Origin of the sequence: Providencia sp. PROV236 (genome assembly GCF_033676985.1) — a bacterium.
GTDB classification, from domain to species: domain Bacteria; phylum Pseudomonadota; class Gammaproteobacteria; order Enterobacterales; family Enterobacteriaceae; genus Providencia; species Providencia manganoxydans.
In genome coordinates, this window is record NZ_CP096297.1 from 2,177,511 (window position 1) to 2,203,987 (window position 26,477).

Annotated in this window: 24 protein-coding genes; 11 read left to right on the forward strand and 13 right to left on the reverse strand. The window is 39.0% G+C overall.

Annotation, left to right across the window (positions count from 1 at the left end; all coding sequences use genetic code 11):
* Window positions 1–92 precede the first annotated feature (92 nt).
* Window positions 93–1,139: a protease SohB gene (gene sohB / locus M1E96_RS09680; protein WP_070928118.1), complete on the forward strand. Its 1,047-nt coding sequence runs from the start codon at window positions 93–95 to the stop codon at window positions 1,137–1,139.
* Between the two features lie 92 nt (window positions 1,140–1,231).
* Here sohB and M1E96_RS09685 read toward each other — a convergent pair whose 3' ends face one another.
* Entirely contained in the window at window positions 1,232–1,480 is a 249-nt protein-coding gene (locus M1E96_RS09685) for a DUF2498 family protein (RefSeq protein ID WP_070928116.1), read from the reverse strand.
* 290 nt (window positions 1,481–1,770) lie between these two features.
* On the opposite strand from M1E96_RS09685, the gene topA reads away from it, so the two are divergent.
* Both topA and sodC read left to right on the forward strand, forming a co-directional pair.
* The gene (gene topA / locus M1E96_RS09690; RefSeq protein ID WP_140179542.1) at window positions 1,771–4,365 is read left to right on the forward strand and encodes a type I DNA topoisomerase; all 2,595 of its coding nucleotides are present in this window, start codon (window positions 1,771–1,773) and stop codon (window positions 4,363–4,365) included.
* A gap of 295 nt (window positions 4,366–4,660) precedes the next feature.
* Window positions 4,661–5,185 carry a superoxide dismutase family protein gene (gene sodC, locus M1E96_RS09695; protein WP_070928112.1) on the forward strand — a complete coding sequence of 175 codons (525 nt, stop codon included), beginning with the start codon at window positions 4,661–4,663 and terminating at the stop codon, window positions 5,183–5,185.
* A 735-nt stretch (window positions 5,186–5,920) separates the two neighbouring features.
* Here sodC and M1E96_RS09700 read toward each other — a convergent pair.
* Complete coding sequence (locus M1E96_RS09700) at window positions 5,921–7,954, reverse strand: M13 family metallopeptidase (protein ID WP_337979340.1); 2,034 nt, start codon at window positions 7,952–7,954, stop codon at window positions 5,921–5,923.
* A 282-nt stretch (window positions 7,955–8,236) separates the two neighbouring features.
* On the opposite strand from M1E96_RS09700, the gene cysB reads away from it, so the two are divergent.
* From cysB to M1E96_RS09715, 3 genes are all read left to right on the forward strand, one after another.
* A complete protein-coding gene (gene cysB / locus M1E96_RS09705) occupies window positions 8,237–9,211 on the forward strand; it encodes an HTH-type transcriptional regulator CysB (RefSeq protein ID WP_070928108.1) in 975 nt (324 codons plus the stop codon).
* Window positions 9,212–9,458: 247 nt separating this feature from the next.
* Window positions 9,459–12,131, forward strand: coding sequence for an aconitate hydratase AcnA (gene acnA / locus M1E96_RS09710; RefSeq protein WP_272580112.1), 2,673 nt, complete (start codon window positions 9,459–9,461; stop codon window positions 12,129–12,131).
* A 287-nt stretch (window positions 12,132–12,418) separates the two neighbouring features.
* Window positions 12,419–12,874 carry a hypothetical protein gene (locus M1E96_RS09715; protein ID WP_070928106.1) on the forward strand — a complete coding sequence of 152 codons (456 nt, stop codon included), beginning with the start codon at window positions 12,419–12,421 and terminating at the stop codon, window positions 12,872–12,874.
* Window positions 12,875–12,928: 54 nt separating this feature from the next.
* Here the strand turns inward: M1E96_RS09715 and hemB are convergent, their stop codons facing one another.
* Both hemB and ribA read right to left on the reverse strand, forming a co-directional pair.
* Window positions 12,929–13,906 carry a porphobilinogen synthase gene (hemB, locus tag M1E96_RS09720; protein ID WP_272581391.1) on the reverse strand — a complete coding sequence of 326 codons (978 nt, stop codon included), beginning with the start codon at window positions 13,904–13,906 and terminating at the stop codon, window positions 12,929–12,931.
* A gap of 301 nt (window positions 13,907–14,207) precedes the next feature.
* Window positions 14,208–14,804, reverse strand: a complete 597-nt coding sequence (gene ribA / locus M1E96_RS09725; RefSeq protein ID WP_070928461.1) for a GTP cyclohydrolase II — start codon at window positions 14,802–14,804, stop codon at window positions 14,208–14,210.
* A 215-nt stretch (window positions 14,805–15,019) separates the two neighbouring features.
* Between ribA and pgpB the strand changes: the two genes are divergently transcribed.
* The 5 genes from pgpB (at window position 15,020) to yciH (ending at window position 18,475) form a co-directional block, all read left to right on the forward strand.
* Window positions 15,020–15,742, forward strand: a complete 723-nt coding sequence (gene pgpB / locus M1E96_RS09730) for a phosphatidylglycerophosphatase B (protein WP_272581390.1) — start codon at window positions 15,020–15,022, stop codon at window positions 15,740–15,742.
* Between the two features lie 137 nt (window positions 15,743–15,879).
* Window positions 15,880–16,197, forward strand: a complete 318-nt coding sequence (locus M1E96_RS09735) for a LapA family protein (RefSeq protein WP_070928102.1) — start codon at window positions 15,880–15,882, stop codon at window positions 16,195–16,197.
* Window positions 16,198–16,203: 6 nt separating this feature from the next.
* Window positions 16,204–17,373 carry a lipopolysaccharide assembly protein LapB gene (gene lapB / locus M1E96_RS09740; RefSeq protein WP_272581389.1) on the forward strand — a complete coding sequence of 390 codons (1,170 nt, stop codon included), beginning with the start codon at window positions 16,204–16,206 and terminating at the stop codon, window positions 17,371–17,373.
* A 42-nt stretch (window positions 17,374–17,415) separates the two neighbouring features.
* The gene (gene pyrF / locus M1E96_RS09745) at window positions 17,416–18,156 is read left to right on the forward strand and encodes an orotidine-5'-phosphate decarboxylase (RefSeq protein ID WP_337979341.1); all 741 of its coding nucleotides are present in this window, start codon (window positions 17,416–17,418) and stop codon (window positions 18,154–18,156) included.
* Window positions 18,149–18,475 (forward strand): stress response translation initiation inhibitor YciH, encoded by a 327-nt coding sequence (yciH, locus tag M1E96_RS09750; protein WP_070928099.1) that lies wholly within the window; start codon window positions 18,149–18,151, stop codon window positions 18,473–18,475. The genes pyrF and yciH overlap by 8 nt, the downstream gene beginning before the upstream one ends.
* Window positions 18,476–18,499: 24 nt before the next feature.
* Here yciH and M1E96_RS09755 read toward each other — a convergent pair whose 3' ends face one another.
* From M1E96_RS09755 to M1E96_RS09795, 9 genes are all read right to left on the reverse strand, one after another.
* Window positions 18,500–19,093, reverse strand: coding sequence for a tetratricopeptide repeat protein (locus M1E96_RS09755; protein ID WP_337979342.1), 594 nt, complete (start codon window positions 19,091–19,093; stop codon window positions 18,500–18,502).
* Between the two features lie 100 nt (window positions 19,094–19,193).
* Entirely contained in the window at window positions 19,194–19,388 is a 195-nt protein-coding gene (locus M1E96_RS09760) for a CPBP family glutamic-type intramembrane protease (RefSeq protein WP_369427510.1), read from the reverse strand.
* On the reverse strand, window positions 19,322–19,837 hold the full coding sequence (locus M1E96_RS09765; RefSeq protein WP_337979343.1) for a type II CAAX endopeptidase family protein: 516 nt from the start codon (window positions 19,835–19,837) through the stop codon (window positions 19,322–19,324). Before M1E96_RS09765 ends, M1E96_RS09760 begins: the two co-directional genes overlap by 67 nt.
* Window positions 19,838–19,955: 118 nt before the next feature.
* Window positions 19,956–20,978 carry a M48 family metallopeptidase gene (locus M1E96_RS09770; protein ID WP_337979344.1) on the reverse strand — a complete coding sequence of 341 codons (1,023 nt, stop codon included), beginning with the start codon at window positions 20,976–20,978 and terminating at the stop codon, window positions 19,956–19,958.
* On the reverse strand, window positions 20,975–22,216 hold the full coding sequence (locus M1E96_RS09775) for a YjgN family protein (protein ID WP_140186597.1): 1,242 nt from the start codon (window positions 22,214–22,216) through the stop codon (window positions 20,975–20,977). Before M1E96_RS09775 ends, M1E96_RS09770 begins: the two co-directional genes overlap by 4 nt.
* Window positions 22,217–22,631: 415 nt before the next feature.
* Window positions 22,632–22,850, reverse strand: a complete 219-nt coding sequence (gene osmB / locus M1E96_RS09780) for an osmotically-inducible lipoprotein OsmB (RefSeq protein ID WP_070928095.1) — start codon at window positions 22,848–22,850, stop codon at window positions 22,632–22,634.
* Window positions 22,851–23,043: 193 nt separating this feature from the next.
* On the reverse strand, window positions 23,044–24,987 hold the full coding sequence (locus M1E96_RS09785) for an exoribonuclease II (RefSeq protein ID WP_140179567.1): 1,944 nt from the start codon (window positions 24,985–24,987) through the stop codon (window positions 23,044–23,046).
* Window positions 24,988–25,096: 109 nt separating this feature from the next.
* Complete coding sequence (nth, locus tag M1E96_RS09790) at window positions 25,097–25,738, reverse strand: endonuclease III (RefSeq protein ID WP_070928091.1); 642 nt, start codon at window positions 25,736–25,738, stop codon at window positions 25,097–25,099.
* Between the two features lie 20 nt (window positions 25,739–25,758).
* Window positions 25,759–26,475, reverse strand: a complete 717-nt coding sequence (locus M1E96_RS09795; RefSeq protein ID WP_140179569.1) for an electron transport complex subunit E — start codon at window positions 26,473–26,475, stop codon at window positions 25,759–25,761.
* Window positions 26,476–26,477 lie beyond the last annotated feature (2 nt).

Consider the following 26,477-nt stretch of genomic DNA (forward strand, 5'->3'; position numbering starts at 1 on the left):
AACATGACGATAAAGCAGAGTTATTTTACTGGTTGTTTCGCGGCAATCATGAGATTATTTTTTATTAAGCTTAATATCAGAAGGATGATTTTGTGGAGTATTTCTCTCTGTATGGACTATTTTTAGCCAAAGTTGTCACAATTGTCGTGGCGATTGTTGTGCTTGCCGTTTTTGTATTTGGTGTTGGAATGCGTCGTCAAGGTAGCCGAGGTGAACTAAAAATCACCGATTTAGGTGAAAACTACCGTGAACGTCAACGTCAAATGCAACAAGTTAAAATGAATGATGCTGAACATAAAGCGTGGTTAAAAGCGTTTAAAAAACAGCAGAAAACAAAAGAAAAAAATGAAAAAGCAGGGGCGAAAACAGGCCAGACGGCGGTAAAAAAGCCTTGTTTATATGTCCTCGATTTTAAGGGGAGCATGGATGCACGTGAAGTGAGCTCTTTAAGAGAAGAGATCAGTGCTGTACTTGCCGTTGCAGATCAGCAGGACGAAGTATTATTACGCCTTGAAAGCCCAGGTGGTGTGGTACATGGTTATGGTTTAGCGGCATCTCAGCTATCTCGTTTAAAAGAGAAAAATATTCCATTAACCGTGGCTGTTGATAAAGTGGCTGCGAGTGGTGGGTACATGATGGCATGTATTGCGACAAAAATTGTTGCAGCGCCGTTTGCTATATTGGGATCAATTGGTGTGGTAGCACAGGTACCTAATATCCATCGTTTACTGAAAAAACATGATGTTGATGTCGAGCTTCATACTGCTGGTGAATATAAACGAACATTAACTATGTTAGGTGAAAATACTGAACAAGGTCGTAAAAAATTTGTTGAAAACCTCAATGAAACCCATGATCTATTTAAGCAATTTGTTCATCAAAATCGTCCATCATTGGATATCGATTCAGTTGCTACAGGTGAATATTGGTACGGTACTCAAGCATTAGATAAAGGTTTAATTGATGAGCTTGGGGTGAGTGATGATATTATTATTGCTTCAATTGATACAAAGGAAATTGTCGGTATTCGCTATACGCAGAGTAAAAAAATGCTAGAGCGTTTTACAAGTAGTGTGTCCGAAAATGTAGACAAACTACTATTGCGTTGGTGGCAGCGAGGTCAAAAACCGTTTATGTAAATAAATTGAGACTTGGTTTGCTCGCAAATTATCTATTTCATATCTATTATTAATTACCGGCTGATTGCCGGTAATTTTTTGATTACGTACCATTACTTAAGGTGATATTTTTCTGAAAACAAATGGGATAAATGTTTGTACATATTGAAAGCTGCGGTACTTTTTGCGGTTGGGATACCATTTTCATCTAAAAAGAATTCACCTTTAAAAACTAAAGTGCCGCGATGTTGCTCTACAGTATCAACAAACATACCATGAATGTAGTCTTCATGTTTCTTTATGATCTCATTAGCTTTTTCAAGAAGTTCGTTTTGTGTTATAGATTGGATATCATCGTGCATTAGTTAGCTCCCTTAAGAAAATAATTGGTTGCGTCTCGTATTTTATCAGGTAGAGTGTGTGCTTTTCGTTGATATGAATTAGTTATTATACGGCTAAAATCAGTCAGCTAGAACACTTTATGTTCTTTTTAGCATAGCGTGATTTGCTTTGTAGTTTTTGCTTAAACGCAAACAATTTAAAGAAATTATATTGATATATTGCAATTGTGCCGCAATATAAAAAAGAGATTTTCATTTTGCGCATTTTAATGTAGAAATGCGCCATCGTAGAAATTTAGGTAAAGGTAAATATGGGTAAAGCTCTTGTTATCGTGGAGTCCCCGGCAAAAGCCAAAACGATCAATAAGTATCTTGGCAGTGGCTACGTTGTCAAAAGCAGCGTTGGCCACATTCGTGATCTGCCGAAAAGCGGGTCCGGCTCACAAAAGAGTACAGGCTCATCTACCGACAAAACCAAAAAGGTTAAAAAAGATCCTCAAGCTGCGTTAGTAAAACGTATGGGGATTGATCCTTACCATGGTTGGAAGGCGAATTATCAAATTTTGCCCGGTAAGGAAAAAGTAGTTTCTGAATTACAAGCGTTAGCGGCAGATGCAGACCATGTCTATCTTGCGACGGACCTTGACCGCGAAGGGGAAGCTATTGCATGGCATTTACGCGAAGTGATTGGAGGGGATGACTCCCGCTTTAGTCGTGTCGTGTTTAATGAAATTACTAAAAATGCGATTAAACAAGCGTTTGAAAGCCCAGGTGAACTAAATATTGACCGGGTTAATGCGCAACAAGCACGCCGTTTTATGGATCGCGTGGTTGGTTATATGGTATCGCCTTTATTATGGAAAAAAGTGGCTCGTGGTCTATCTGCGGGTCGTGTGCAATCAGTCGCTGTGCGTCTGATTGTTGAGCGTGAACGTGAAATTAAAGCGTTTGTGCCTGAAGAGTATTGGGAGCTCCATGCCGATCTCGCTGATAAAGATATCGCGGCATTGCGAATGGAAGTTACTCATCGATTAGGTAAGCCTTTTAAACCCGTTACCAAAGCAGAAACTGAAGCGGCGGTAGGCCTGTTAGAAAAAGCGCGTTTTCAAGTTGTCGACCGTGAAGACCGACCAACGTCAAGCAAACCTAGCGCACCGTTTATCACATCAACATTGCAACAAGCGGCAAGTACTCGGCTTGGCTTTGGTGTGAAAAAAACCATGATGATGGCTCAGCGTCTTTATGAAGCGGGTTATATCACCTATATGCGTACAGACTCAACCAATTTGAGCCAAGATGCATTAAATATGGTTCGTGGTTATATCAGTGACAATTTTGGTAATAAATATCTACCAAAAGATGTCATTGTCTATAGCAGTAAAGAGAATTCGCAAGAAGCGCACGAAGCCATCCGTCCTTCAAGTGTTGATGTATTAACTGACTCGCTGAAAGATATGGAAGCTGATGCGAAGAAATTGTATCAGTTGATTTGGAATCAATTTGTTGCTTGCCAAATGACGCCGGCAAAATACGATTCAACAACATTGACTGTGAAAGCAGGTGATTTCGAGCTTAAAGCCAAAGGCCGTACCTTACGCTTTGATGGTTGGACGCGTGTCATGCCTGCATTACGCAAAAACGACGAAGACAAAACATTACCACCAATTCAGGTGGGTTCTGAATTATCATTAGTCGAATTGCTGCCAAGCCAACATTTCACTAAGCCGCCAGCGCGTTTTAGTGAAGCATCACTGGTTAAAGAGCTAGAAAAGCGGGGTATTGGACGCCCATCAACTTACGCGGCCATTATCTCGACTATTCAAGACCGTGGTTATGTTAAAGTTGAGAATCGTCGTTTCTACGCTGAAAAAATGGGTGAAATCGTTACTGATAGGCTGGAAGAGAACTTCAATGACCTAATGAACTACGATTTTACTGCTCGCATGGAAAATCAGCTCGACCATGTTGCTAACCATGAGGCTGAATGGAAAGCGGTACTGGATGAGTTTTTCTCAGACTTTAGTAAGCAACTTAATATTGCAGAAAAAGAGCCTGAAGAAGGTGGCATGCGTACTAACCCAATGGTGATCACATCCATCATTTGTCCTGATTGTGAACGTCATATGGGGATCCGCACAGCATCGACAGGGGTATTCCTTGGTTGTGAAGGTTATGCATTACCACCAAAAGAGCGTTGTAAGAAAACCATCAACCTTATTCCTGAACACGAAGTTCTGAATATTCTTGAAGGTGATGATGCAGAAACCAATGCGTTACGTGCGAAACGTCGTTGTCCAAAATGCGGCACTGCGATGGATAGCTATGTGGTCGATAACCAACGTAAACTGCATGTATGCGGTAACAACCCCGCTTGTGAAGGCTATGAAATCGAAGAGGGTGAGTTCCGCATTAAAGGGTATGATGGCCCAGTAGTTGAGTGTGATAAATGTGGTTCTGAAATGCACCTAAAAACAGGTCGTTTTGGTCCATATATGGGGTGCACCAACGAAGAGTGTAAGAACACACGTAAGATCTTAAAAAATGGTGAAGTTGCCCCACCAAAAGAAGATCCAGTTCCATTGCCTGAACTGCCATGTGAAAAATCAGATGCTTATTTCGTTTTGCGTGATGGTGCTGCTGGCGTATTCCTTGCAGCCAATACGTTCCCGAAATCACGTGAAACACGTGCGCCATTGGTTGAAGAATTACAGCGCTTCAGAGAGAGATTACCAGAGAAATTAGCATATTTGGCTGATGCTCCTGCTAAAGATCCTGAAGGAAACCCAACGGTGGTTCGCTTTAGCCGTAAAACGAAACAGCAATATGTTTCTTCAGATAAAAATGGCAAAGCAACCGGCTGGAGTGCGTTTTACGTTGATGGTAAATGGGAAGTTAAAGACAAATAAGTGTTTTTAATGTCTCTTCAAATATAAAGGCGATAGTTTTTCTATCGCCTTTTTCATTTCAATTTTGGCCTCAGTTTTTCATTTCAATTTTGGCCTCAGTTTTTCGTTTTATCTCGCCATATGGATCTATCTTAAAAACCGTATTATTTGAGTTAAGTTTTATTTTATGTGGCAAACCGCAAAGCAATCCAAAATGGAGTTGCTATTCTATTTATAGTTATCATTGATAAGTGATATTCAGTATTGTCATATTATTAAACGTAAGAGCTATAACACCATCACAACCGGAGGTTGAATGAAACTCAAAATATGTTTACTAGCAGGCTTACTAACTGCATTTGCAGCCAATGGCGCAGAAAAAACGGTAGAATTGAAAGAAGCAACAGCACAAGGAGAAGGAAAAACAATTGGTGAAGTTGTGATCTCTGAAACGGACTATGGATTATTGTTTACGCCAAAACTAACAGGTTTAGCACCAGGTATACATGGATTCCATATTCATGAAAACCCAAGCTGTGATGCAGGTGAAAAAGAGGGCAAAATGGTTCCTGCATTAAAGGCTGGTGGGCATTTAGATCCTGAAAAAACAGGTGTACATAAAGGGCCTTATGATAAAACAGGCCACTTAGGCGATCTGCCTGGTTTAGTTGTGGATACTAAAGGAAATGCAGATTATGCCGTTCTGGCACCACGTTTAAAGGAGCTTAAAGCAGTAGAAAAGCATGCCATTATGGTACATGTAGGGGGTGATAACTATTCAGACCACCCAGAGGCATTAGGTGGTGGCGGTGCTCGAATGGCATGTGGTGTTATTGACTAGTTGCATATATGGGTCTTTCCTAACAATGGGAAGACTCAAATATTGTATGTCGTATTTAACTGTATTCATTATTCTTAATTCTTAGCTTGAAAGGTTTTATTTTTTGCTCACCTGATGTGTATTAATTCTTTATAGTTATAAAAAATCAATCAATAACATTAATATTGGATTATCCAATTTGGCTCGATGTGTCATCATACCTGTTTTTTATGAAAGTAAACCCATGTAATTTATTGATAAATAATAGAAAAAACCAAAGCAAAAGTTTACAAATCTCAAAATATATTTTTTAAAAAACAATGAAAATAGTATAAGCGCAGATTGAAACTCTCAGTTTTATCAATATAAGAGTATTCGTAGTGCCTTTCTCTTAAGTAAAAAATATTGTTAATAAAGATAGTTGTAATCTTATTCAATTGGACAGTTTTATATTACACTGGGCGAGAAAAAAATCATTGATGTGTCAGGCAATGTTGCTGACGTGATGATATCACCACTGAGTCGCTACGGGTTCAAGACAGCAAATGATATTAAAATCAGTGTTACGCACTAACAATTTTTTTAGCAAATGAAATATTGAAACTATGGTATCCCATTTTTAAGAATGGAATACTCAAAAGGCTCCAATCACTCGGAGCCTTTAATTTATTGAAAACTAACGATAATGTATTTTGTGAGAATATTTAGGTATCGATTTTACTGGTGGCTGTATAAATATACAGTATAGTTGCTTGTTTACCAAATACGAATACGCTGTTCTGGTTCTAGGTATAATTTATTGTCTTTATCAACACCAAAGGATTGATACCACTCATCCATATTACGGACGACACCATTTGCGCGGAATTGATTCGGACTGTGTGGATCTGTGAGGATCTTATTACGCTCAGATTCTTTATTTGCAAGTTCTTGCCATGTTCTTGCCCAAGAGATAAAGAAGCGTTGTAACCCAGTGGTTCCATCAATAATGGGAGCTTCTCCATTTGGATAGTTCTCTTTAACAAATTGCTTATAAGCACTTAGGGCGATATTTAGACCGCCTAAATCGCCAATATTTTCACCTAATGTTAATTGACCATTCACTTTTTGGTCACCAACAGTGAAACTATCGTATTGTGCGACTAACTTATCCGTCTTTTGCTTAAAATGTTCTTTAGCGGTATCGCTCCACCAATTTCGTAATTGACCGGTACCATCGTATAGGCTGCCTTGGTCATCAAAGCCATGACCCATTTCGTGGCCTATAACGGCACCAATTGCGCCATAGTTGTAGGCAGGGTCAACATTAGGATCAAAGAATGGCGCTTGTAGTATTGCCGCAGGGAATACAATTTCATTTTGCACTGGATTGAAATAAGCATTGATGGTTTGTGGGGTCATTCCCCATTCCCATTGACGTACTGGCTGGCCGATTTTGCTCATATCATCGTGATAGAACCAATTGAGCACCTGCTTATAGTTATCAAGTAAATTATCTGAAGTTAAATTAATATCGCTAAAATCATGCCATTTATCCGGATAACCAACCTTAACTGTAAATTGGTCGAGTTTTTTAAGTGCCTCTTGACGGGTTGGTTCATCCATCCAGTCATTTTGGGTTAAACGTGACTTAAATGTGCCTCTGACGTAACTGACCAAATCAGTAATTTTTGCTTTGGATTCAGGATTAAAGTATTTTTCAACATAAATTTGCCCCATAGGTTCGCCTTGTAAACGATTAACGGTTTCAAGAGCGCGTTCTTTGCGGGTTCTTTGTTTTTCCACGCCGTTTAGTTTACGTGAATAAAAATCAAACCGAGCGTCAGAATAGTCACGATTTAAATAAGCGGCTTGGTTACTCAAATAATGAAAACGTAAGTAGTCTTGTAGCGTTGAGACAGGCGTGTCAGCATAAATTTTAGCCAGTTGTTCAACCGCACTATCATTTTCGACAATAATTTTATTCAACTGTTTGTTTGAAAGTTGCCATTGATTAATAAAGCTCTCCCATTCAAACCCTTTAGTGAATTTTTTCATTTCATCTAAGGTCATTGGGTGATAGTTCTTTATGGTGTCACGGCGTTCTTCTGGACTCCAATGCACTTCAGCCATTGATTTTTCTAAGTCAAAAATTTGTTGTGCTTTTTTCTCTACGTCTTTTTCACCTGACAGTTTTAAGATTGTCGCTATATAGGCGATATAGTTTTTGCGGATCTCTTCCATTTGTGGTGTTTGGTCGAGGTAATAATTACGATTTGGTAAACCGAGGCCTCCTTGTCCTAGGTATAAAACGTAGGTATCAGGTTGTTTGGCATCAAGGTCAACCCAATACGAGATAAAAGGTGTATAAGCAGGCTGAGCCATTAACTTATTTATATCATTGTGATTTTTTGCACTACTGATAGCGTCAAGGTCGCTTTTGAGCGGTGTGATACCTGTTTTTTCTATCGCCTCTTCATTTAAATAACTAGTATATAAATTGCGAATATTTCGTTGGTTATGATTGAGAGCGCTTTCTGGTGTGCTCTGTAATTCATCGATAATGGTTTGTAGTTGTTTTTCTGTATTCAGGTATAGCTCAACAAATGAGTTGATCCGTGGCATACCCGTTGGAATTTTGGCTTTACTAATCCAATCCTGATTAACATAGCGATAGAAATCATCTCCAGAAACGATATTGTCAGACAATACAATTTTTTGATCGCCGTAAGAAATTTCTTTCGCATGGAGGGAAGGCACCATAGCAATAGTTGACATGCTAATTAACAGCGCCAATATTTTTTTCTGCATGTAATATCCTCTTTTATATTTCCATTTTAGCCAAATCGTCTTGCACTTATTCAATCATAGATCGTGAAACGTGAATTGTATCTTTTCATTTTCTTACTGATCCCAAGTATAAATTATTTCAAAATAAATTAACTTAGGTGAAATTTTATCATCTGGCTATTCATTCTGTACGGAATGATGATATATTGGTTATATCAAATCGACTATATATAGCTTTTAATTATAAGTAATAATTTTTAGCTATAGCAAATTTCTTGCTGCTCTGTAGAGGTGGATCGCAATATGAAATTACAGCAATTACGTTATATTGTTGAAGTGGTTAATCATGACTTGAATGTCTCTTCAACCGCTGAAGGGTTATTTACCTCACAGCCTGGTATCAGTAAACAAGTGAGAATGCTTGAAGATGAGTTAGGTATTCAAATTTTTGCCCGTAGTGGTAAACATCTAACACATGTTACGCCTGCTGGTGAAGAAGTGATCCGTATTTCCCGAGAAGTCCTCTCAAAAATTGAAGCCATCCGCTCTGTAGCAGGCGAACATACTTATCCTGATAAAGGCACATTACATATTGCGACGACTCATACACAGGCTCGCTATGCATTACCTCCGGTGATCAAAGGCTTTATCGAGCGCTACCCACACGTTTCATTACATATGCAACAGGGATCACCAACCCAAATAGCGGAAGAAGTGTGCAAAGGAAATAGTGATTTTGCGATAGCCACTGAAGCATTACATTTATACAGCGATTTGATTATGCTGCCTTGCTACCATTGGAATCGATGTGTAGTGGTGCAAAAAGGGCATCCATTAGCAGAAAAGAAAAATGTGACTATTGAAGATGTCGCTCAGTATCAAATCGTAACATATACCCATGGTTTTACTGGTCGTTCTGAATTGGATGTGGCATTCCAAAAAGCAGATCTTGAACCCAAAATCATTTTTACAGCAACAGATGCCGATGTGATTAAAACTTATGTTAGGTTAGGGCTGGGTATCGGTATCATTGCCAGTATGGCTGTGAATCCTGAATTGGATAACGATTTGGTCGTTATCGATATGCGCGATAAGTTTAGTTATAGCACCACGAAAATTGGTTTTAAACGAACCAGCTTCTTACGTAGCTATATGTATGATTTTATTTGGCGTTTTGCGCCTCATTTAACCCGAGATGTTGTCGATAAAGCGATTGCACTTCGTAATAATGAAGATATTGAAGAGATGTTTAAGGACATTAAATTACCGATCGTGTAATTGAGTGATCCTTTTCATTGAATGGTGGATCCGTAGTAGGATCCATCAAACCTACCTTTATTACTAACCATTTCGCTTTATATCTCTTCTTTTTATGATAGTAAGTACAATAAATTTATGGATTTGACACAAAATCCATAAAGTAAATAATTATAGCAACTATAATTACAAGTACTTAACAAATCTTATGTCATTTGCTAGGTAAATAAGATGACCGATAATCATCATAAAAAACCAAGGAGGAGTTATGTCGTTGAGTCTAAAAACGCAGAGTGCAGCAACACTCAGTGTGGGAAGCAAGCTCTATAATTACTTCAGTTTACCGATTGCGACTAAGCAACTCGGTGATCCTACAAAACTACCCAAATCCCTTAAAGTTCTGCTCGAAAATCTATTGCGAAATATCGATGGCAAATCAGTGGTCGAAGCCGATCTACAAGCGATTATTGATTGGCAAAAAACTGGGCATGCTAATAGAGAAATAGCTTATCGACCAGCACGTGTATTAATGCAGGATTTTACTGGCGTACCCGCTGTGGTTGACCTTGCAGCGATGCGAGAAGCGGTTAAATCGTTAGGGGGTAATGTTGAGCAAGTTAACCCATTATCACCTGTTGATTTGGTTATCGACCACTCGGTGATGGTGGACGAGTTCGCAACAAATAATGCCTTCGATGATAACGTCGAAATTGAAATGAAGCGTAACCATGAGCGTTACCTATTTCTACGTTGGGGGCAAAAAGCATTCAATCGTTTTAGAGTTGTGCCACCTGGAACCGGTATTTGTCACCAAGTCAATTTAGAGTACCTTGGTAAAGCCGTATGGTATGAAGAAATAGATGGCAAATTATTTGCTTATCCAGACACTTTAGTAGGTACTGACTCCCACACCACCATGATTAATGGTCTTGGTGTATTAGGTTGGGGTGTTGGGGGCATTGAAGCTGAAGCTGCTATGTTAGGTCAGCCTATCTCTATGTTGATCCCTGATGTGGTCGGTTTTAAATTGACAGGCAAATTAGCGGAAGGTATCACAGCGACGGATTTAGTTTTAACCGTAACTCAAATGCTACGTAAGCATGGTGTGGTTGGGAAGTTTGTTGAATTTTATGGTGATGGTCTCGCTGATTTACCACTCGCGGACAGAGCAACTATAGCTAATATGTCCCCTGAATATGGGGCAACCTGTGGTTTCTTCCCAGTAGATGAAGTGACACTGAGCTATATGAAATTAACTGGGCGTAGCGATCAAGAAATTGCCCTAGTAGAAGCGTATAGCAAAGAGCAGGGGTTATGGCGTCATAAAGGTGATGAGCCTATCTTTACCAGCACACTAGAACTGGATATGTCGACAGTTGAATCCAGTTTGGCGGGTCCTAAACGTCCACAAGATCGTGTTGAACTGAGCCAAGTTCCAAAAGCATTCCAAGCAGCAATTGAGTTAGAGCTGAACAAAAAAGATAAAGCCGCTCATTTAGCTGTTGAGTATCAAGGGCAAAACTTTGAAATGAAAGATGGCGCAGTGGTCATTGCCGCTATCACGTCTTGTACTAATACCTCTAACCCAAGTGTTCTTATGGCTGCAGGGCTATTAGCGAAAAAAGCTGTAGAGAAGGGGCTCACTCGCCAGCCTTGGGTGAAATCATCATTAGCACCGGGGTCAAAGGTTGTTACCGATTATTTAGCATTAGCAGGGCTTACGCCTTATTTAGATCAGCTTGGATTTAACCTAGTCGGCTATGGCTGTACAACCTGTATTGGTAACTCAGGTCCTTTGCCTGAACCGATTGAACAAGCGATCAAACAAGCTGATTTAACGGTGGGTGCAGTATTATCAGGCAACCGTAACTTTGAAGGCCGTATCCATCCATTAGTGAAAACTAACTGGCTGGCTTCACCACCGCTGGTGGTTGCTTATGCATTAGCAGGTAACATGAATATTAATGTCAAAACGGATCCTTTAGGTAAGGATACACAAGGCAATGATGTTTATCTGAAAGATATTTGGCCATCAAGTGCTGAAATTGCTCAAGCTGTTGAAAAAGTTAAAACGGATATGTTCCGCAAAGAATACAGTGCGGTTTTTGATGGTGATGAAGCATGGCAGGCCTTAGCAGTTGAAAGTTCAGCAACGTATAACTGGCAGGAGGATTCGACCTATATTCGCCATCCACCTTTCTTTGAAGGTATGAAAGCTACACCAGAAGCGGTTAAAGATATTCATGGCGCTAATATATTAGCGATTTTAGGCGACTCAGTGACTACTGACCATATCTCTCCAGCTGGTAATATCAAAGCGGATAGTCCTGCTGGGCGTTATTTACAAGAGCATGGTGTTGCCGCGGCTGACTTTAACTCATATGGTTCACGCCGTGGTAACCATGAGGTTATGATGCGAGGAACATTTGCTAATATTCGCATTCGTAACGAAATGGTACCGGGTGTTGAAGGTGGTTATACAAAACATATTCCAAGTGGTAAACAAATGGCGATTTATGATGCAGCCATGTTGTATCAAGAGGAAAAACGTCCCTTAGCCATTATCGCAGGTAAGGAATATGGTTCTGGCTCCAGCCGTGACTGGGCTGCTAAAGGAACTAACTTGCTAGGCGTCCGTGTCGTTATTGCGGAGTCTTACGAGCGAATTCATCGTTCAAACTTAATCGGTATGGGGGTGATCCCTCTTGAGTTCCCTCAGGGAACCACGCGTAAAACTCTAGAGTTAAAAGGGGATGAACGCATTGACGTTGAATACCTACAATCCATTGAACCTGGACAACATATTGTGGTGAAAATCACTTATGGTGATGGTCATGTTCAAGAAATTGCGACACGTTGTCGTATTGATACAGCGACGGAAATGGAATATTACCGTCATGGTGGTATCTTGCACTATGTGATCCGTCAAATGCTGCATTAATTTTAATCAATCAAACTAAAACGCCCATATGTGTTTGCCCTATGGGCGTTTTTTATTGTTATTTCGCAATATTAGGTTATTTAATTCAAGTTATGATTGTTACGTAAAGAAAGATTAATAAGTTAAATTGGGAATACATCATAAAAATGAAAATATTTTGATTTTTTTATGGAAAATTTAGCTTAAAAATTTCGTTACCGGAAAGAGTTGTGTTTAACTTTTTATAGCAGTAGAGAATAGTACTTAGGGGTATTTTAAAGTCGCTAGGCAACGTAAAGGATGAATACATGGCAGATATTAACGCAACTGATTTTTATAAAGGTGCACTATGGGCAGCAGATATTTTAGTTAGCACTTCTTCAAGCCATCGCTATAAAGAGGAAATCAGAGATATTCTTGAGCATATTCCTAATTTGTATTCCATTGTGATGCAAACGCCAGAAACTGAGGTATTTGATCTACGTTTATTTGTTGATAAAGAATTCCCATTAGGACGTAATGCGGATTATGTTTCGTTTGAGCTGGTTGCTTTAGCTAAGGATGACACAATTGTTGCATTACCTGAAAAATCTACCGATCCAGTCGAGATGTATCAAACAAGAGAAGATATTTATTCATGGGGAGTGGTTGCGAAAACAACTGCGGGCAAACAACTTCTTATGATCACAGGCGTATTTGAGCCTAGTGTCGCTAAAAACTATGTCGAACGTTTGACTGAGCAACTAGCAGCCCAAAAAGCCTAAATCTTAAATATAAAAAGCCCGCCAATAGCGGGCTTCAGAGTATTACGCCGATATTTACAAAATTTTGGCTTCAGCCAGTTGTAATGCGAAGTAGGTGAAGATCAAATCTGCACCAGCACGTTTAATCGAGCCTAATGTTTCAAGGGTGACGCGGGTTTCATCAATCGCCCCAGCCATGGCAGCAAATTTAATTTGTGCATATTCCCCACTGACTTGATAAGCACCGATAGGAAGCTCTGTGCACTCACGCAGATCACGAATGATATCGAGATAGGCACCGGCAGGCTTAACCATTAGCGCATCAGCACCTTCTTGCACATCAATTAATGATTCATGAAGTGCTTCACGGCGATTCATTGGATTCATTTGGTAAGTTTTGCGATCACCTTTTAAACAGGATCCTGCTGCATCTCTAAATGGACCGTAAAGGGCGGATGCAAACTTGGTTGAATAAGACATAATCGCAGTATCTGTAAAACCTGCGGCATCAAGCGCATGACGGATTGCGGCAACTTGTCCATCCATCGCCGCAGAGGGAGCGATAAAATCTGCCCCTGCACGGGCAGCAGCAACAGCTTGTAAACCTAAATTGTGAATAGTGGCATCGTTATCGACAATATCACCATGCATTACGCCACAGTGGCCATGAGAGGTATATTCACAGAAACAAGTATCTGACATAACAATCATTTCAGGAACGGTATCTTTACAAATACGCGACATACGCGCCACAAGGCCATTTTCTTGCCACGCATCGCTACCTGTTTCATCAAGATGGTGGGACACACCAAATGTCATCACGGATTTAATACCAGCTTTAGCAATACGTTCGATTTCATAAGCTAAACGTTTTTCAGGAATACGTACGACACCAGGCATACTGGTTATTTGCTGATAATCATCTAAGCCTTCTTCAACAAAGATAGGCAGACATAGATCATTAATAGAAAGATGGGTTTCTTGGAATAAATCACGCATTTTTTCGGATTTACGTAATCTTCTCATGCGTTGGATAGAATGCAGGTTGTTCACCGTAGCTCCTTGTTATCAGAAAAATAAACTTAAGGTGTTAAATTTATTGGCAAACAGTATATACTCGTTATACTTCAAGTTGCAGCGTTGTTGACTGCATTCACTCGCACCAGTCACATACTTATGTATGTTCCTAGCGACTCATTCACTTGTCGCCTAGCTGCACCTCGAATTATTTAGAGTATAAACCTTATAAATTGAAAGTGAATATATCGATTGATTAAACAAATACAACAGAGTGTTATTTGTTTAATATCAGAAAAGGAAGAGCACTGTTATTAGCTCTTCCTATTGAGAAGGGTTATTGGTGCTTGAATAGCATGTGACCCATTTTTTCAGCTTTCACATCTAGATAGTGGGCATTACTTGGATTACGCCCAACAATTAACGGCACTCGTTCAATGACATTGATACCCGCTTCGCGCATAATATCAATTTTCTTAGGGTTATTGGTTAATAAACGAACTTCATTAATTCCCAATAGCTTATACATGTCGGAACAGAGTGTGAAATCACGTTCATCAGCTTTGAAGCCCAATTTTAAATTAGCTTCAACAGTATCTAAGCCCTGATCTTGTAATGCGTATGCACGGATCTTGTTGAGTAGACCAATATTACGACCTTCTTGGCGATGATAAAGAAGTACGCCACGGCCTTCTTTACTAATTTGCGAAAGCGCGGCTTCTAATTGGAAACCACAATCACAACGTAAACTAAATAATGCATCTCCGGTTAAGCATTCAGAATGGATGCGACTGAGAACTGGCTCAGGGCCTGAAATATCACCAAATATTAAGGCGACATGGTCACGACCGGTTGCAATCTCTTCAAAACCTACCATTAAAAACTCGCCAAAAGGCGTTGGTAATTTGGCCTCTGCAATACGTTTTAGCTGCATATTTTCATTCATTAGTTGGAATAACTCTTACATAATTAAATAGTGTTAACCGATAAGAAAAATCATTTATCGATGCTATATGGTGTTTAGCACTTAGCATATAGAAGGCTGACATTCATTTGCACACGGTCAGCGATATATTACTATAGCAGAGTTAATTAGCTGTGAACTTAATTTTATCAATCTGCGTAACCTATCGGTTTGGATAGCATTAAATGAATAAAACTGTTTACTCAATATCTGCATTTTCAATTTTATTGATCATTCCCCCTGCGGTAATGTTATTTGCCGGTTGGCATTGGCAGCCATCAGAAAGCACAGAATCACTTAAATGGTTATATTGGCTTACTGAAACAGCAGGGCTTCCTTATAGTTTGATAACTTCTGCTGTGTTGTTAGTGTTAGCGCTGGTGATTTGTCAGCCAACGAAGGCTAATATAATAAAATGGATGATAGTGATTATCTGCTGCATATTAGTTGGTCAAGGTATAAAAGGGGTTGTGAAAAATACATTTCAAGAACCACGGCCTTATGTCGTTTGGTTAGAAGAAAACTATGATGTTTCTAGCTCAGATTTTTATGAGCTAAAAAGAAAACAACGTGTGGATGTCATAAAAGAAGTCGTTAAGCGCAATCAACAAGTTCCTTCATGGCAGCGTAAGCATTGGCAAGCTGAAACGGGTTATTCTTTTCCATCAGGTCATGTTTTATTTGCTGCTGGCTGGGCTCTGTTGTTGATTGGCCTTTTTTGGCAGCGTCGCCAATATGCGTTAGCAATTGTTATTGCTGTTTGGGCCGAAGGAATTGTCTTTAGCCGTTTGTTATTGGGAATGCATTGGCCCTCAGATGTCATCGTTTCTATTATTATCAGTGCAGTTCTTGCTATGGTGGCATGCCGTTTATTGCAAACGCAAATTCGTATTACGAGTAAAGAATAAATAGAAACAAGTAGCCAGATCTTCTCCCATTCGTTATGTGGGCGTATAAGATAAATTACTTTGTCTGAATGGCCTAGAAATGCTACCTTATCAGGTAGATATTTTGTTTTTCATAAGAACTGATAACGGGAAAAAATGTGAAATATTTTCTGATTTTATTACTAGCTGTCGTCATTTTTATCATTTCAATTACGCTAGGCTCAAGCAATAATCAGGTTATTACATTTAACTACCTGATTGCACAGGGAGATTTCTCAGTATCTTCACTATTAGCTTCTTTGTTTGGTGTCGGGTTTGTGCTGGGTTGGTTAGTCGCTGGACTGTTCTATTTACGTGCTATGGTGAGTTTAAAAAATGCCCGCCGTAAAATTAGGCGTCTTGAATCTCAATTAAGCACAGGCGATAAAACATTCGCTGAATCAACCGAGATTGTTGCGCAGAATAGCAAGGAATAACGTTATATGTTTGAGTTGCTGTTTCTGTTATTACCAATCGCTGCTGCATATGGTTGGTATATGGGGCGTCGAAGCGCTCAACAAGACAAGCAGCAACATGCTAATCGCCTGTCACGAGATTATGTGACAGGCGTTAACTTTCTGTTGTCAAACCAACAAGATAAAGCTGTCGATTTATTCCTTGATATGTTAAAGGAAGACAGTTCCGCCTTTGAAGCTCATCTCACTTTGGGAAATTTATTCCGTTCTAGGGGGGAAGTAGAGCGTGCTATACGGATACATCAATCCCTAGTCGAAAGTGCCGCCTTATCATTTGAACAACGACTCTTAGCCACTCAACAACTTGGCCGTGATTACATGGCTGCTGGGGTTTATGATCGCGCTGAAAATATGTTTCAACAACTGACAGATGAAGTTGATTTTAAACAAAGTGCGTTACAGTCGTTACTTTCAATTTTCCAATTGACAAGTGAATGGACTAAAGCCATTGAGACAGCAACTAAATTAGTTAAATTGGGTAATGAAGAGCTAAGAGAAAATATTGCTCATTTTTACTGTGAATTAGCGATTCAACATCTCGGTAGTGATGACCTTGATGGTGCGTTGAGCTTACTTAATAAAGCTGAGCAAGCCGATAAAAATTGTGCTCGTGTATCCATCATGAAAGGGCGTATTTTTATTGAGCAGTCTCATTATGAAAAAGCGATTGCGGTACTTAAACAGGTGTATGAGCAAGATCGGGAACTTGTTGCAGAAACTCTGCCGCTGCTTCATGATTGCTACCACAAGGTTTCCGATATTGATGCATGGGAAGCCTATCTGCGCCAGTGTGTAGCAGGGAATACAGGAGCGATTGCTGAACTGTATTTAGCAGATATTATTGTCGCTAAACAAAGCCATGAAGCCGCTGCAAGTTATATCAATGATCAAATACAACGCCATCCTACAATGAGGCTGTTTTATCGTTTGATGGATTACCACCTACAAGAAGCAGAAGAAGGGCGTGCAAAAGAAAGCTTAATTCTGCTGCGCAAAATGGTAGGTGAACAAATAAGAACTAAACCTGATTACCGTTGCCACAAATGTGGTTTTACTTCGCATTCGTTATATTGGCATTGCCCATCCTGCCGTTCATGGGACACAATCAAACCGATTAGAGGGTTGGATGGCCAGTGACAACGTCACTTATTACCAAACACGATTAAAGGCTATTACGAAATGATTTCTTCATCTGAGAACCACGCTCGTGCATCAACTCATTCACCTGTTATTGTTGCGCTTGATTATGAAGATGCAAATGCAGCATTAGCATTTGTTGACTTGATTGATCCGCGTGAATGCCGTTTGAAAGTGGGCAAAGAAATGTTTACTTTCAATGGCCCTCAATTTGTTAAATCGCTGCATCAACGTGGTTTTGATGTTTTCCTTGATTTAAAATTTCACGATATTCCAAATACTGTAGCGCGTGCGGTGGCCGCTGCCGCAGAAATGGGCGTTTGGATGGTTAACGTCCATGCGGGTGGTGGTAGCCGTATGATGGAAGCCGCTCGTCAAGCTTTGAGCTCTTTTGGCAAAGATGCGCCATTATTAACCGCTGTTACGGTATTAACCAGTATGGAACAGTCTGATCTTATTGGTGTCGGTATTAATGCTACTCCTGCGGAACATGCGGAGCGGTTAGCATTACTGACAAAAAATTGTGGCCTAGATGGTGTTGTGTGCTCTGCACATGAAGCAACCAGACTGAAATCATTGTGTGGTGCTGATTTTAAACTAGTCACACCGGGTATTCGTCCAGTTGGTAGCGAGGTTGGTGATCAGCGTCGTATTATGACCCCGCAAGATGCATTGCAAGCAGGGGTTGATTACATGGTTATTGGTCGCCCAATTACGCGTAGTGATGATCCTGCATTGGCTCTACAGCAAATCAATCAGTCGATAAGGAATGGTCATGAGTGATTCAAATAGCCGTCTCGTTTATAGTACGGATGTTGGGCGTATCGAAGAACAAAAACCTAAAGTTCAACGTCCTAAAGGTGATGGGATTGTAAGGATCCGTCGAGAAACTGCGGGTCGTAAAGGCAAGGGCGTTTGCGTTGTTACCGGCCTAGATCTCGATGACGAGAGCTTAGCTAAGTTAGCTGCTGAACTTAAGAAAAAATGTGGTTGCGGTGGCTCAGTGAAAGACGGTGATATTGAAATTCAAGGTGATAAACGTGATGTGATCAAACAACTCCTTGAAGCTAAAGGTTATCAAGTTAAATTAGCTGGTGGCTAATTTAACTTAGTTAGATTGAATCATTTAGTGAGAAATTTCATTTTGCTGGCAGGGGTAATTATTATTATTAATGATGGTGAGTACCCTTGCTATTTTCTCTTGGGCAAACAATAGTTGAGCTTTCTGTTTGTCGATAGGGATCCCATCACCACTTTCATACATTTTCCCTAAGTAGTTGTAGCCATCCTCATTTTGTTGTTCAATGGCGGCTTCGTAGAGTTGTTTGGCTTTTATTTTATTTTGTGCGACAGCTTGGCCATGTTGATACATGAAACCAAGCATAGCTTGTGCGTGTGGTAGCCCATTATTAGCGGATTTTTCTATCCATTCAAAAGCTTTAAACCAATTTGGCTCAGGTCCATTGATATCATAATATAAAAGACCAGTCACAAATTGAGATTTTGCACACCCTTGCTCTGCGGATTTTAAAGCCCAATTTAATGCTTCATTAGCATCATTTTCTTCCAACTTATACCAGCCCGCCAAATCGAATTGAGCATCAGGATCGCCTTTAATTGCATCATAACAAAGTTGTAGGTTTTGGTTTTTGTCCCAACGGACTTTATTTTTTTCATATAAATCATTACAAACATTTGCGTATGAAATGTTTGTAGCCATTAATAGGATACAAGAGTATTTATTAATAAATTTCATAGGGTATATGACATTTTTTTTAGATAAAATTCGGTTGTAGCTTACAATTTAAACTAAAACTTATTTAGAGTAGACAAATTACCGCGATAGTATTTATAAACATGTGAAGTATCATGGGAGCAATGAGTGAACGCGTATAAATTCTAATTTGGCAAAGAATGATACCAGCTATAAAAAGGTAAACAAAGGTGCTCATAGAAGAGTATACTGTGTATGCAAAGATGAAAATATGAGCGATGACACTAATATACCGATCCATTTTCCATTTGGGCCATACCACATACTCGCGTTTAGTAAAAAACCTCGAAACATAATTTCTTCTGAAATAGGTGCGGCAAATATTATACTAATACTTAACAAAACGAATGGAAAACCATTTATATGTTTAAAAAGCACAAGCCATTCTTCTTCATTTCCTAAAAAACCACTAATAATAGATAAACCTATTGCGGTTAATAATAGTAAGAACACTATTTGCCATGTTGTCACACCAACTGGCATTAGACCGGACTTTTTTTGATAGTAATACCAACTGATTAATGATACCGGAAGTGTAAAACACAGAAGTGATGCAGGTATAGCATAATCTGAACGTAGTAATTGAATTACATTAGGAATGAATAATATAAAATATGACGAATAAAAACAAAAGATAAAAATAAAAGCGCATAATAATGAATGAGATACGCGGTTTTCAAATGAATTCATACGACTGGTTTCTATTTTAGATGGGTTGATTTTGAATTTAAGTCTAATACAGATTTATTGTTGTTGATATATCTAATATTTATAGCGAGAAACAATAGATAAATTAGCAATAACCTATTTACTGTTGTAATAGTGCTTTATCTAAATTATCTAACCGTTCTTGCCAAGAAGGATGAGAACTTAATAGCTTCGAATTTACGTTTACGTGCTGTTCAGATAATTTGGTAAATATAGATTTCATCATTTCTATTGGACGTTCCTGCTCTACCATCGCATCTAATGCAAATTGGTCGGCTTCTAATTCCATATCTCGCGAATAGCTCAGAGAGAGTAATAAACTTCCTGAATTTATAAGAAGCTCTTCTAAATTAGACGTTTTCCCTACCATCCATAAAAATAGCAATTTAATGGATGAAGAGCTCACTAGTGTATGCATGATATGCTGATGATAATGATGCCCCATCTCATGTAATAATACCGATGCAATTTCATTTTCATCTTTAGTTAGATTAATTAACTCATCAGTAATGATAATTGTACCATCGGCTAAAGTTAACGCATTCGCCTCACCGGGAAAATCTCTAAATATTAACGATGGCCTTAAAGGTGAGTTCTTTAGCTCTATTGACATAATGTTATTAAATAGCAAGCTGATTTCTTGCTGTTTTTCTAGTGGTAACTTACTTGGTTTAAGCTCAGATTTATCTAGTAATGCTAATGTTTCTTCTCCGAGGCTTTTTTGGATGAAAATGGGAATATTCTTTGCAACTATGCCGGATGAATACGGGATGACGTATTGAAAAACAAGAGTAGTCATTAGAATTAAGCTCATAAACAAATACAAGCAAGTGGCTTTTCGGCGCTCTAAAAAGTCAATGATTTCAAGTTTTTTCTTTTTTTTACTTCTAATTATTTTTCGTAGTTGGTTTTTTTTATCACAGGTGAAGCATCCACCATCCGAAAAGTAGAGCACATCAGGTAGTGAGCCTAACGAATCGGATATTTTGATTTCACAGAGAGAGTATGATTTTTTGTCGCCGTTAATTGTTAATGTTATTTCATTCGACACATTGTCTATCAATAAAATGGCACTGTACTGCTGTGCCATTTTATTATAGGTGTATTTACCCTTGAAAATCATATACTGAGCCCAAGATCAAACTCATTGAGAACTTCATCATGTAAAGCCGTTGCGTGTGTATCGTCATGAGCTATTTCATTTTTTAATGATAGATCACCAATAATTTTTGTATTTTCAGCCATATAATTGGCATAACGTATTTGGGCGAGAGGTGCACCAAAACCTAAAGTGAAAATAACCAATAAAGCATTGGTAATTAACAATAGTAAATAGGATGAAAATGTCATTGTTGATTTGAAATTCAATGTGTTATTGAATTCCATTGTATTGATGACAAGACGTCGAGTAGCGACATGAATATAGGCATAGGAAACAAAAAAACCAACGTATACATCTATATAACTCAGGAATAGAACACTTGTAACAAATGAAGTGCTCTTTTTATCTACATTGTAGTTTGCATGAAAGACTTCTGTAGATAAAAATTGATAGAAACCTAACGCTGCTATGATTAAAAAAGGTAAAAATATTAAAAAAGCGATCCCATAGATATTAAGAAATTTTGAATATTTTAATTTTATACTAAAATTTGACTTTCCAAAACAAAGGTGATTTACAAAAAATTCATATATTTTTTTTGAGCGAAAACTAGCAATAAGGTAGAGTAAAACAGTCATTACAGCGATTTGAACAATCGACATAACAAAGTAAAAACTCTTTAATTCTTGGTATGAATACCCATTATTTCGTTGATTTATCGTGTTTATGATGGAAATAACTGAGCCAATTCCATAAACAGATACTATTGATGCTACTATTAATAGAAATGGGAGGAGCAGTATAATCCAATAGGCTTTAGAGTAATTGGTTTGAAAATTAAATCTCACATTTCTGTAACTCGTCATTATTGCATTAAAACGCCAAGAACGAACTAAAAAATAGGGCGTTAAAAGGAATAGGGTAGCTAAAAATGCATATTTAAAACCTACGTGAATATACTCGCTTACTATGAATAAAACTAACAGTACAACAATAATTAAGCGTGTTAAAAAGATCCTGAAAGCGGATGCATGATACTCAAATCTAGAACCATTAATTTCTGTATTTCCTAAGAAATATCTTCTTGTTCTTACTGTAGCCCATGCGGAGTAAACACCTAGAGTGATTATTGTTAGCAGTAAGTTTACGAGCCAAATTAAGAAATACTCGGATTTTTTACCATGAAATATAACAGGATGAGTTTCCGAACACAGGTTTTCTTTTTCTATATTTAAATAAGAGTTTGTTGTCTTTTCCATAAACGAGCCTTAATTATACTCAATATCATTGTGAGTATATAAAAAATCAAATTTAGATTGTCAGATTTATAAGTTTCTGATGATTATTAATGCTGAATTAATTTCTGCGAGAATATAGCATCTAATTAGTTATATGGAAATTATTATTTTTATTTATATTAAATGATTTTTTAAATCAAGTAAGAATGCTTTTTCATTAATTGATTGTCTTTTTTAATTATTAAAAATAGATATTTTTGGGGTTATATTTCCATTTAAAGAGTTATTTGGTTATAAATTTAATAGTACATTTATTGAAATGTAATAGATATTATGGCGAGTTTATTGGATAAGAGTCTAATACAATTGAGATTGAGAGGGGGTTTATTCTATAGAAGCTGGATAAGGAGAAGCCTCTCCTTATCCATGAATCTATCTATTTTCCGACTTGATGTCCTATGATCCCCCCAACCGCAGCGCCACCGACAGTACCAAGTGTGCTACCGCCAGTTAGGATCGCTCCGCCAACAGCACCAACACCTGCGCCAACAGCAGTATTCTTATCTCGTTTTGACATGTTTGAGCAAGCACTTAAACTCACAGCTAGTACAGCAGCAAGAGTAAATGTCATAACGCGTTTACTTGTCGTGTTCATTTTAGTGACTCCTAGTTTCAAGGTCGTAACCAAATTATCACAATCAGTAATTATACGAATCAGAATTATCGGGAATTGACTTATATAGAGAGCAGTAATATGTCTGAGTACAACACGGTAAATAGACGATAATAAAAATAATGTGCTACTAAAAAGTATTTAGTAGCACATAGAATTATAGTATTAAAATTGATTATGCAACAGGGCGAGCAACAATATTACGAGTTTCCATACGCACTTCGGCGATGTTGACATTAATAATATCATTGAGTTGGTATGCGGGCTCACCTTTAATTAGCACGCTACCCGTTTCTTGGCTGCATTGAATTTCATCGCGTACAGAATGTAAGAATGGAGCAGGTATAAAGGCGACAGCGCCATTATCGGTTAATCTAACACGTACACCACCGCGGGTTATATCAATGATTTCAGCAGGGAAGGCTTTATCTGTCCCTTCAAATGGCTTCAAGAATCGCGCATATAACCAATCACCGACATCTCGTTCTGCCATGCGATTTGCGCGACGACGCTCTGCTAGCTTTAAAGAAAGCTCTTCAGTTGGTTTGTCGGTAGAAGGCTTACCGGCAATAACTGATTTGAGCAGGCGATGATTAACGATATCCGTATATTTACGGATCGGTGAAGTCCATGTTGCATAAGCATCAAAACCGAGCCCAAAGTGTGGTCCAGGCTCACCTTTAACTTCAGCAAAAGTTTGGAAACGACGAATGCGGCTATCTAGGAATTGGGTTGGTTGAGCATCTAATTTACGGCGAAGTTGACGGAAACCTTCAAGTGTAAGTAAAGATTCAGCCGTTGTTTCAATACCGTGATCTTTTAGTGTTTGTACAACTTGCTCAATCTGTAAGGGCTCAAAGCCCATATGCACGTTAAATACCCCAAAACCTAAGCTATTTTTGAGTTGGATTGCAGCGCATAAGTTCGCGGTGATCATGGCTTCTTCAACAATACGATTGGCTGAGCGACGGCTTTCAACAATAATATCAATGACATTACCTTTATCATCTAATATGAAACGGTAGTCTGGGCGATCTTTAAATACTAATGCATTTTGTTGACGCCATTGATGGCGCTTATCAGCCATCTCTTTCAATAATTCAATTTGCTGTTGATCAGTCTTGTTTGCAGGCTGCCAACTACCAGACTTTTCTAGCCAATCAGAAACTTCATCATAGACTAACTTGGATTTAGACTCGACCCATGCGCTGAAAAATTGAATATCATCAGCAATGTGGCCATCATCTAAAATAGTTGCACAGCATACCAGAGCAGGGCGACGTTCATTCGGGCGCAAAGAGCAAAGATTATCTGACAGCTCTCTAGGCAGCATTGGAATGTTAAAACCCGGTAGATAGTTAGTATAAGAACGCGCTAAAGCGAGCTTATCTAGTTCACTATCTTTTTTGATGTAGCTTGTTGGATCAGCAATAGCGATATACAACTTTATATCACCATTTTCTGTTCTTTCGACATAGAGCGCATCATCCATATCTTCGGTGCTTGCGCTATCAATAGTGACAAAGTGTAAGTCAGTTAAATCAACACGCTCAATACCTTCATCATCACGCTCACCGTCAACCATTTGCGGCTCAGCGCGGTCGAGTTGATGACGGCGTAACGTTACCCACCAAGGAGCAAAATGATCTTCGCCATCAGTAATAAACTCAGTGATATCTGCATAAAAACCCTTGTCACCTTTTAAAGGATGGCGGCGCATCTGAGCGACGACCCAATCGCCTTGAACAAAGTCATGAGTAACTTCTTTGATTGGGCGGCAAGAGATAGCATCTTTCAGAAGTGGATGATCAGGAATAACGAATAAACGGTTATCGTTATCTTTTTTTTGAATTCTACCCACAAAGCGGCTGAGAAAGGGTTCAATCAGCTCTTCAGGTTCAGCGAATTCGCGATCTTTATCAGTATGAACGGCGGCAATGATGCGATCACCATGCATGACTTTTTTCATTTGTGGCGGTGGAATAAAGTAGCTTTTTTGACCATCTACTTCTAGGAAACCGAAACCTTTATCGGTGCTTTTAACTAAGCCCTCAACGCGAGGCGTTTGAGAGTGTAGCTGCTGTTTAAGTTGCGCGAGCAATGGGTTGTCTTGAAACATACTTACCGTTTTTATGGAGGTTGAGTTTGGCTCCCATTGTTACGTAAGACAAAGTCTTAGGGCAAGGAAAAATTTGCGCAGGCAACAAATAACTGGGAGCTGTGTTAGATTAATTTTCTGGGTAAACCTTATCTTTAAATTCACAGAGGTCTTCGATAATGCACGAGCCACAGCGAGGTTTACGTGCAATGCAAGTATAACGACCATGCAAAATCAGCCAATGATGGCAGTCAACTTTAAATTCTGCTGGAACGACTTTTAGAAGTTTTTCTTCAACTTCGACGACATTCTTACCCGGAGCAAAATTAGTTCGATTACAAACGCGGAAAATATGGGTATCAACAGCAATGGTAGGCCAACCAAAAGCCGTATTGAGGACGACATTCGCCGTTTTACGACCTACTCCAGGAAGCGCTTCTAGTGCTTCGCGATCTTCAGGGACTTGGCTGTTATGCTTTTCGATTAGGATTTTGCACGTTTTAATTACGCTTTCGGCTTTAGTATTAAATAGGCCAATAGTCTTGATGTATTCTTTAATACCATCAACACCAAGCGCTAACATGGCTTCAGGGGTGTTAGCGACAGGGTATAATTTTGCAGTCGCTTTATTGACACTGACATCGGTCGCTTGCGCTGATAGCAATACGGCTATCAGCAATTCAAAAGGGGAGCTGAATTGCAGCTCCGTGGTAGGATTTGGATTGTTATCGCGCAGGCGAGTTAATATTTCAATGCGTTTCGATTTATTCATACTCACATTCAATGTTATTTTTATCTAGAAATATGGCTGCCGCACCCTTGTTCTTTTTGATATTCGCGTTCAGGTTGTTCACCTGACTTGAGTACGGCACGTTTTTTCATTTTTTCATCAATCAAATATTTGCCCGCAAGCATCAAGGCTAGGCCAATAAAAGCGCCCGGTGGCAGCATAGCGAGTAAAAACGGTGAGTCAAGGTGTAATACCTCAACGCGTAATGATTTAGCCCATGAACCTAAGAGTAAATCAGCACCATCAAACAAAGTACCGTTACCCAGTATTTCACGCATAGCACCAAGCACAAATAATGCGGCGGTAGCACCTAATCCCATCGCTAGACCATCTATAGCAGAAAGTGATACAGGGTTTCTTGAGGCGTAGGCCTCAGCACGACCGATGACAATACAGTTGGTAACGATAAGAGGGATAAATATTCCCAGAGATTCATATAAACCAAAGGCATATGCATTGATCAGCATCTGTACGGCACTTACGACAGATGCAATAATCATAACATAGATAGGAATACGAATTTCTGTAGGTACCCAGCGACGAAACGCAGAAACGGCGACGTTGGTACAAACTAAAACCAAAGTGGTCGCAAGGCCGAGACCAAGGGCATTAGTTGCCGTTGATGAAACTGCCAGTAATGGACATAGACCTAATAGTTGTACAAGAGCCGAGTTATTTTTCCATAAGCCTTGTGCAAACAGTTCTTTAGATTCACTCATGT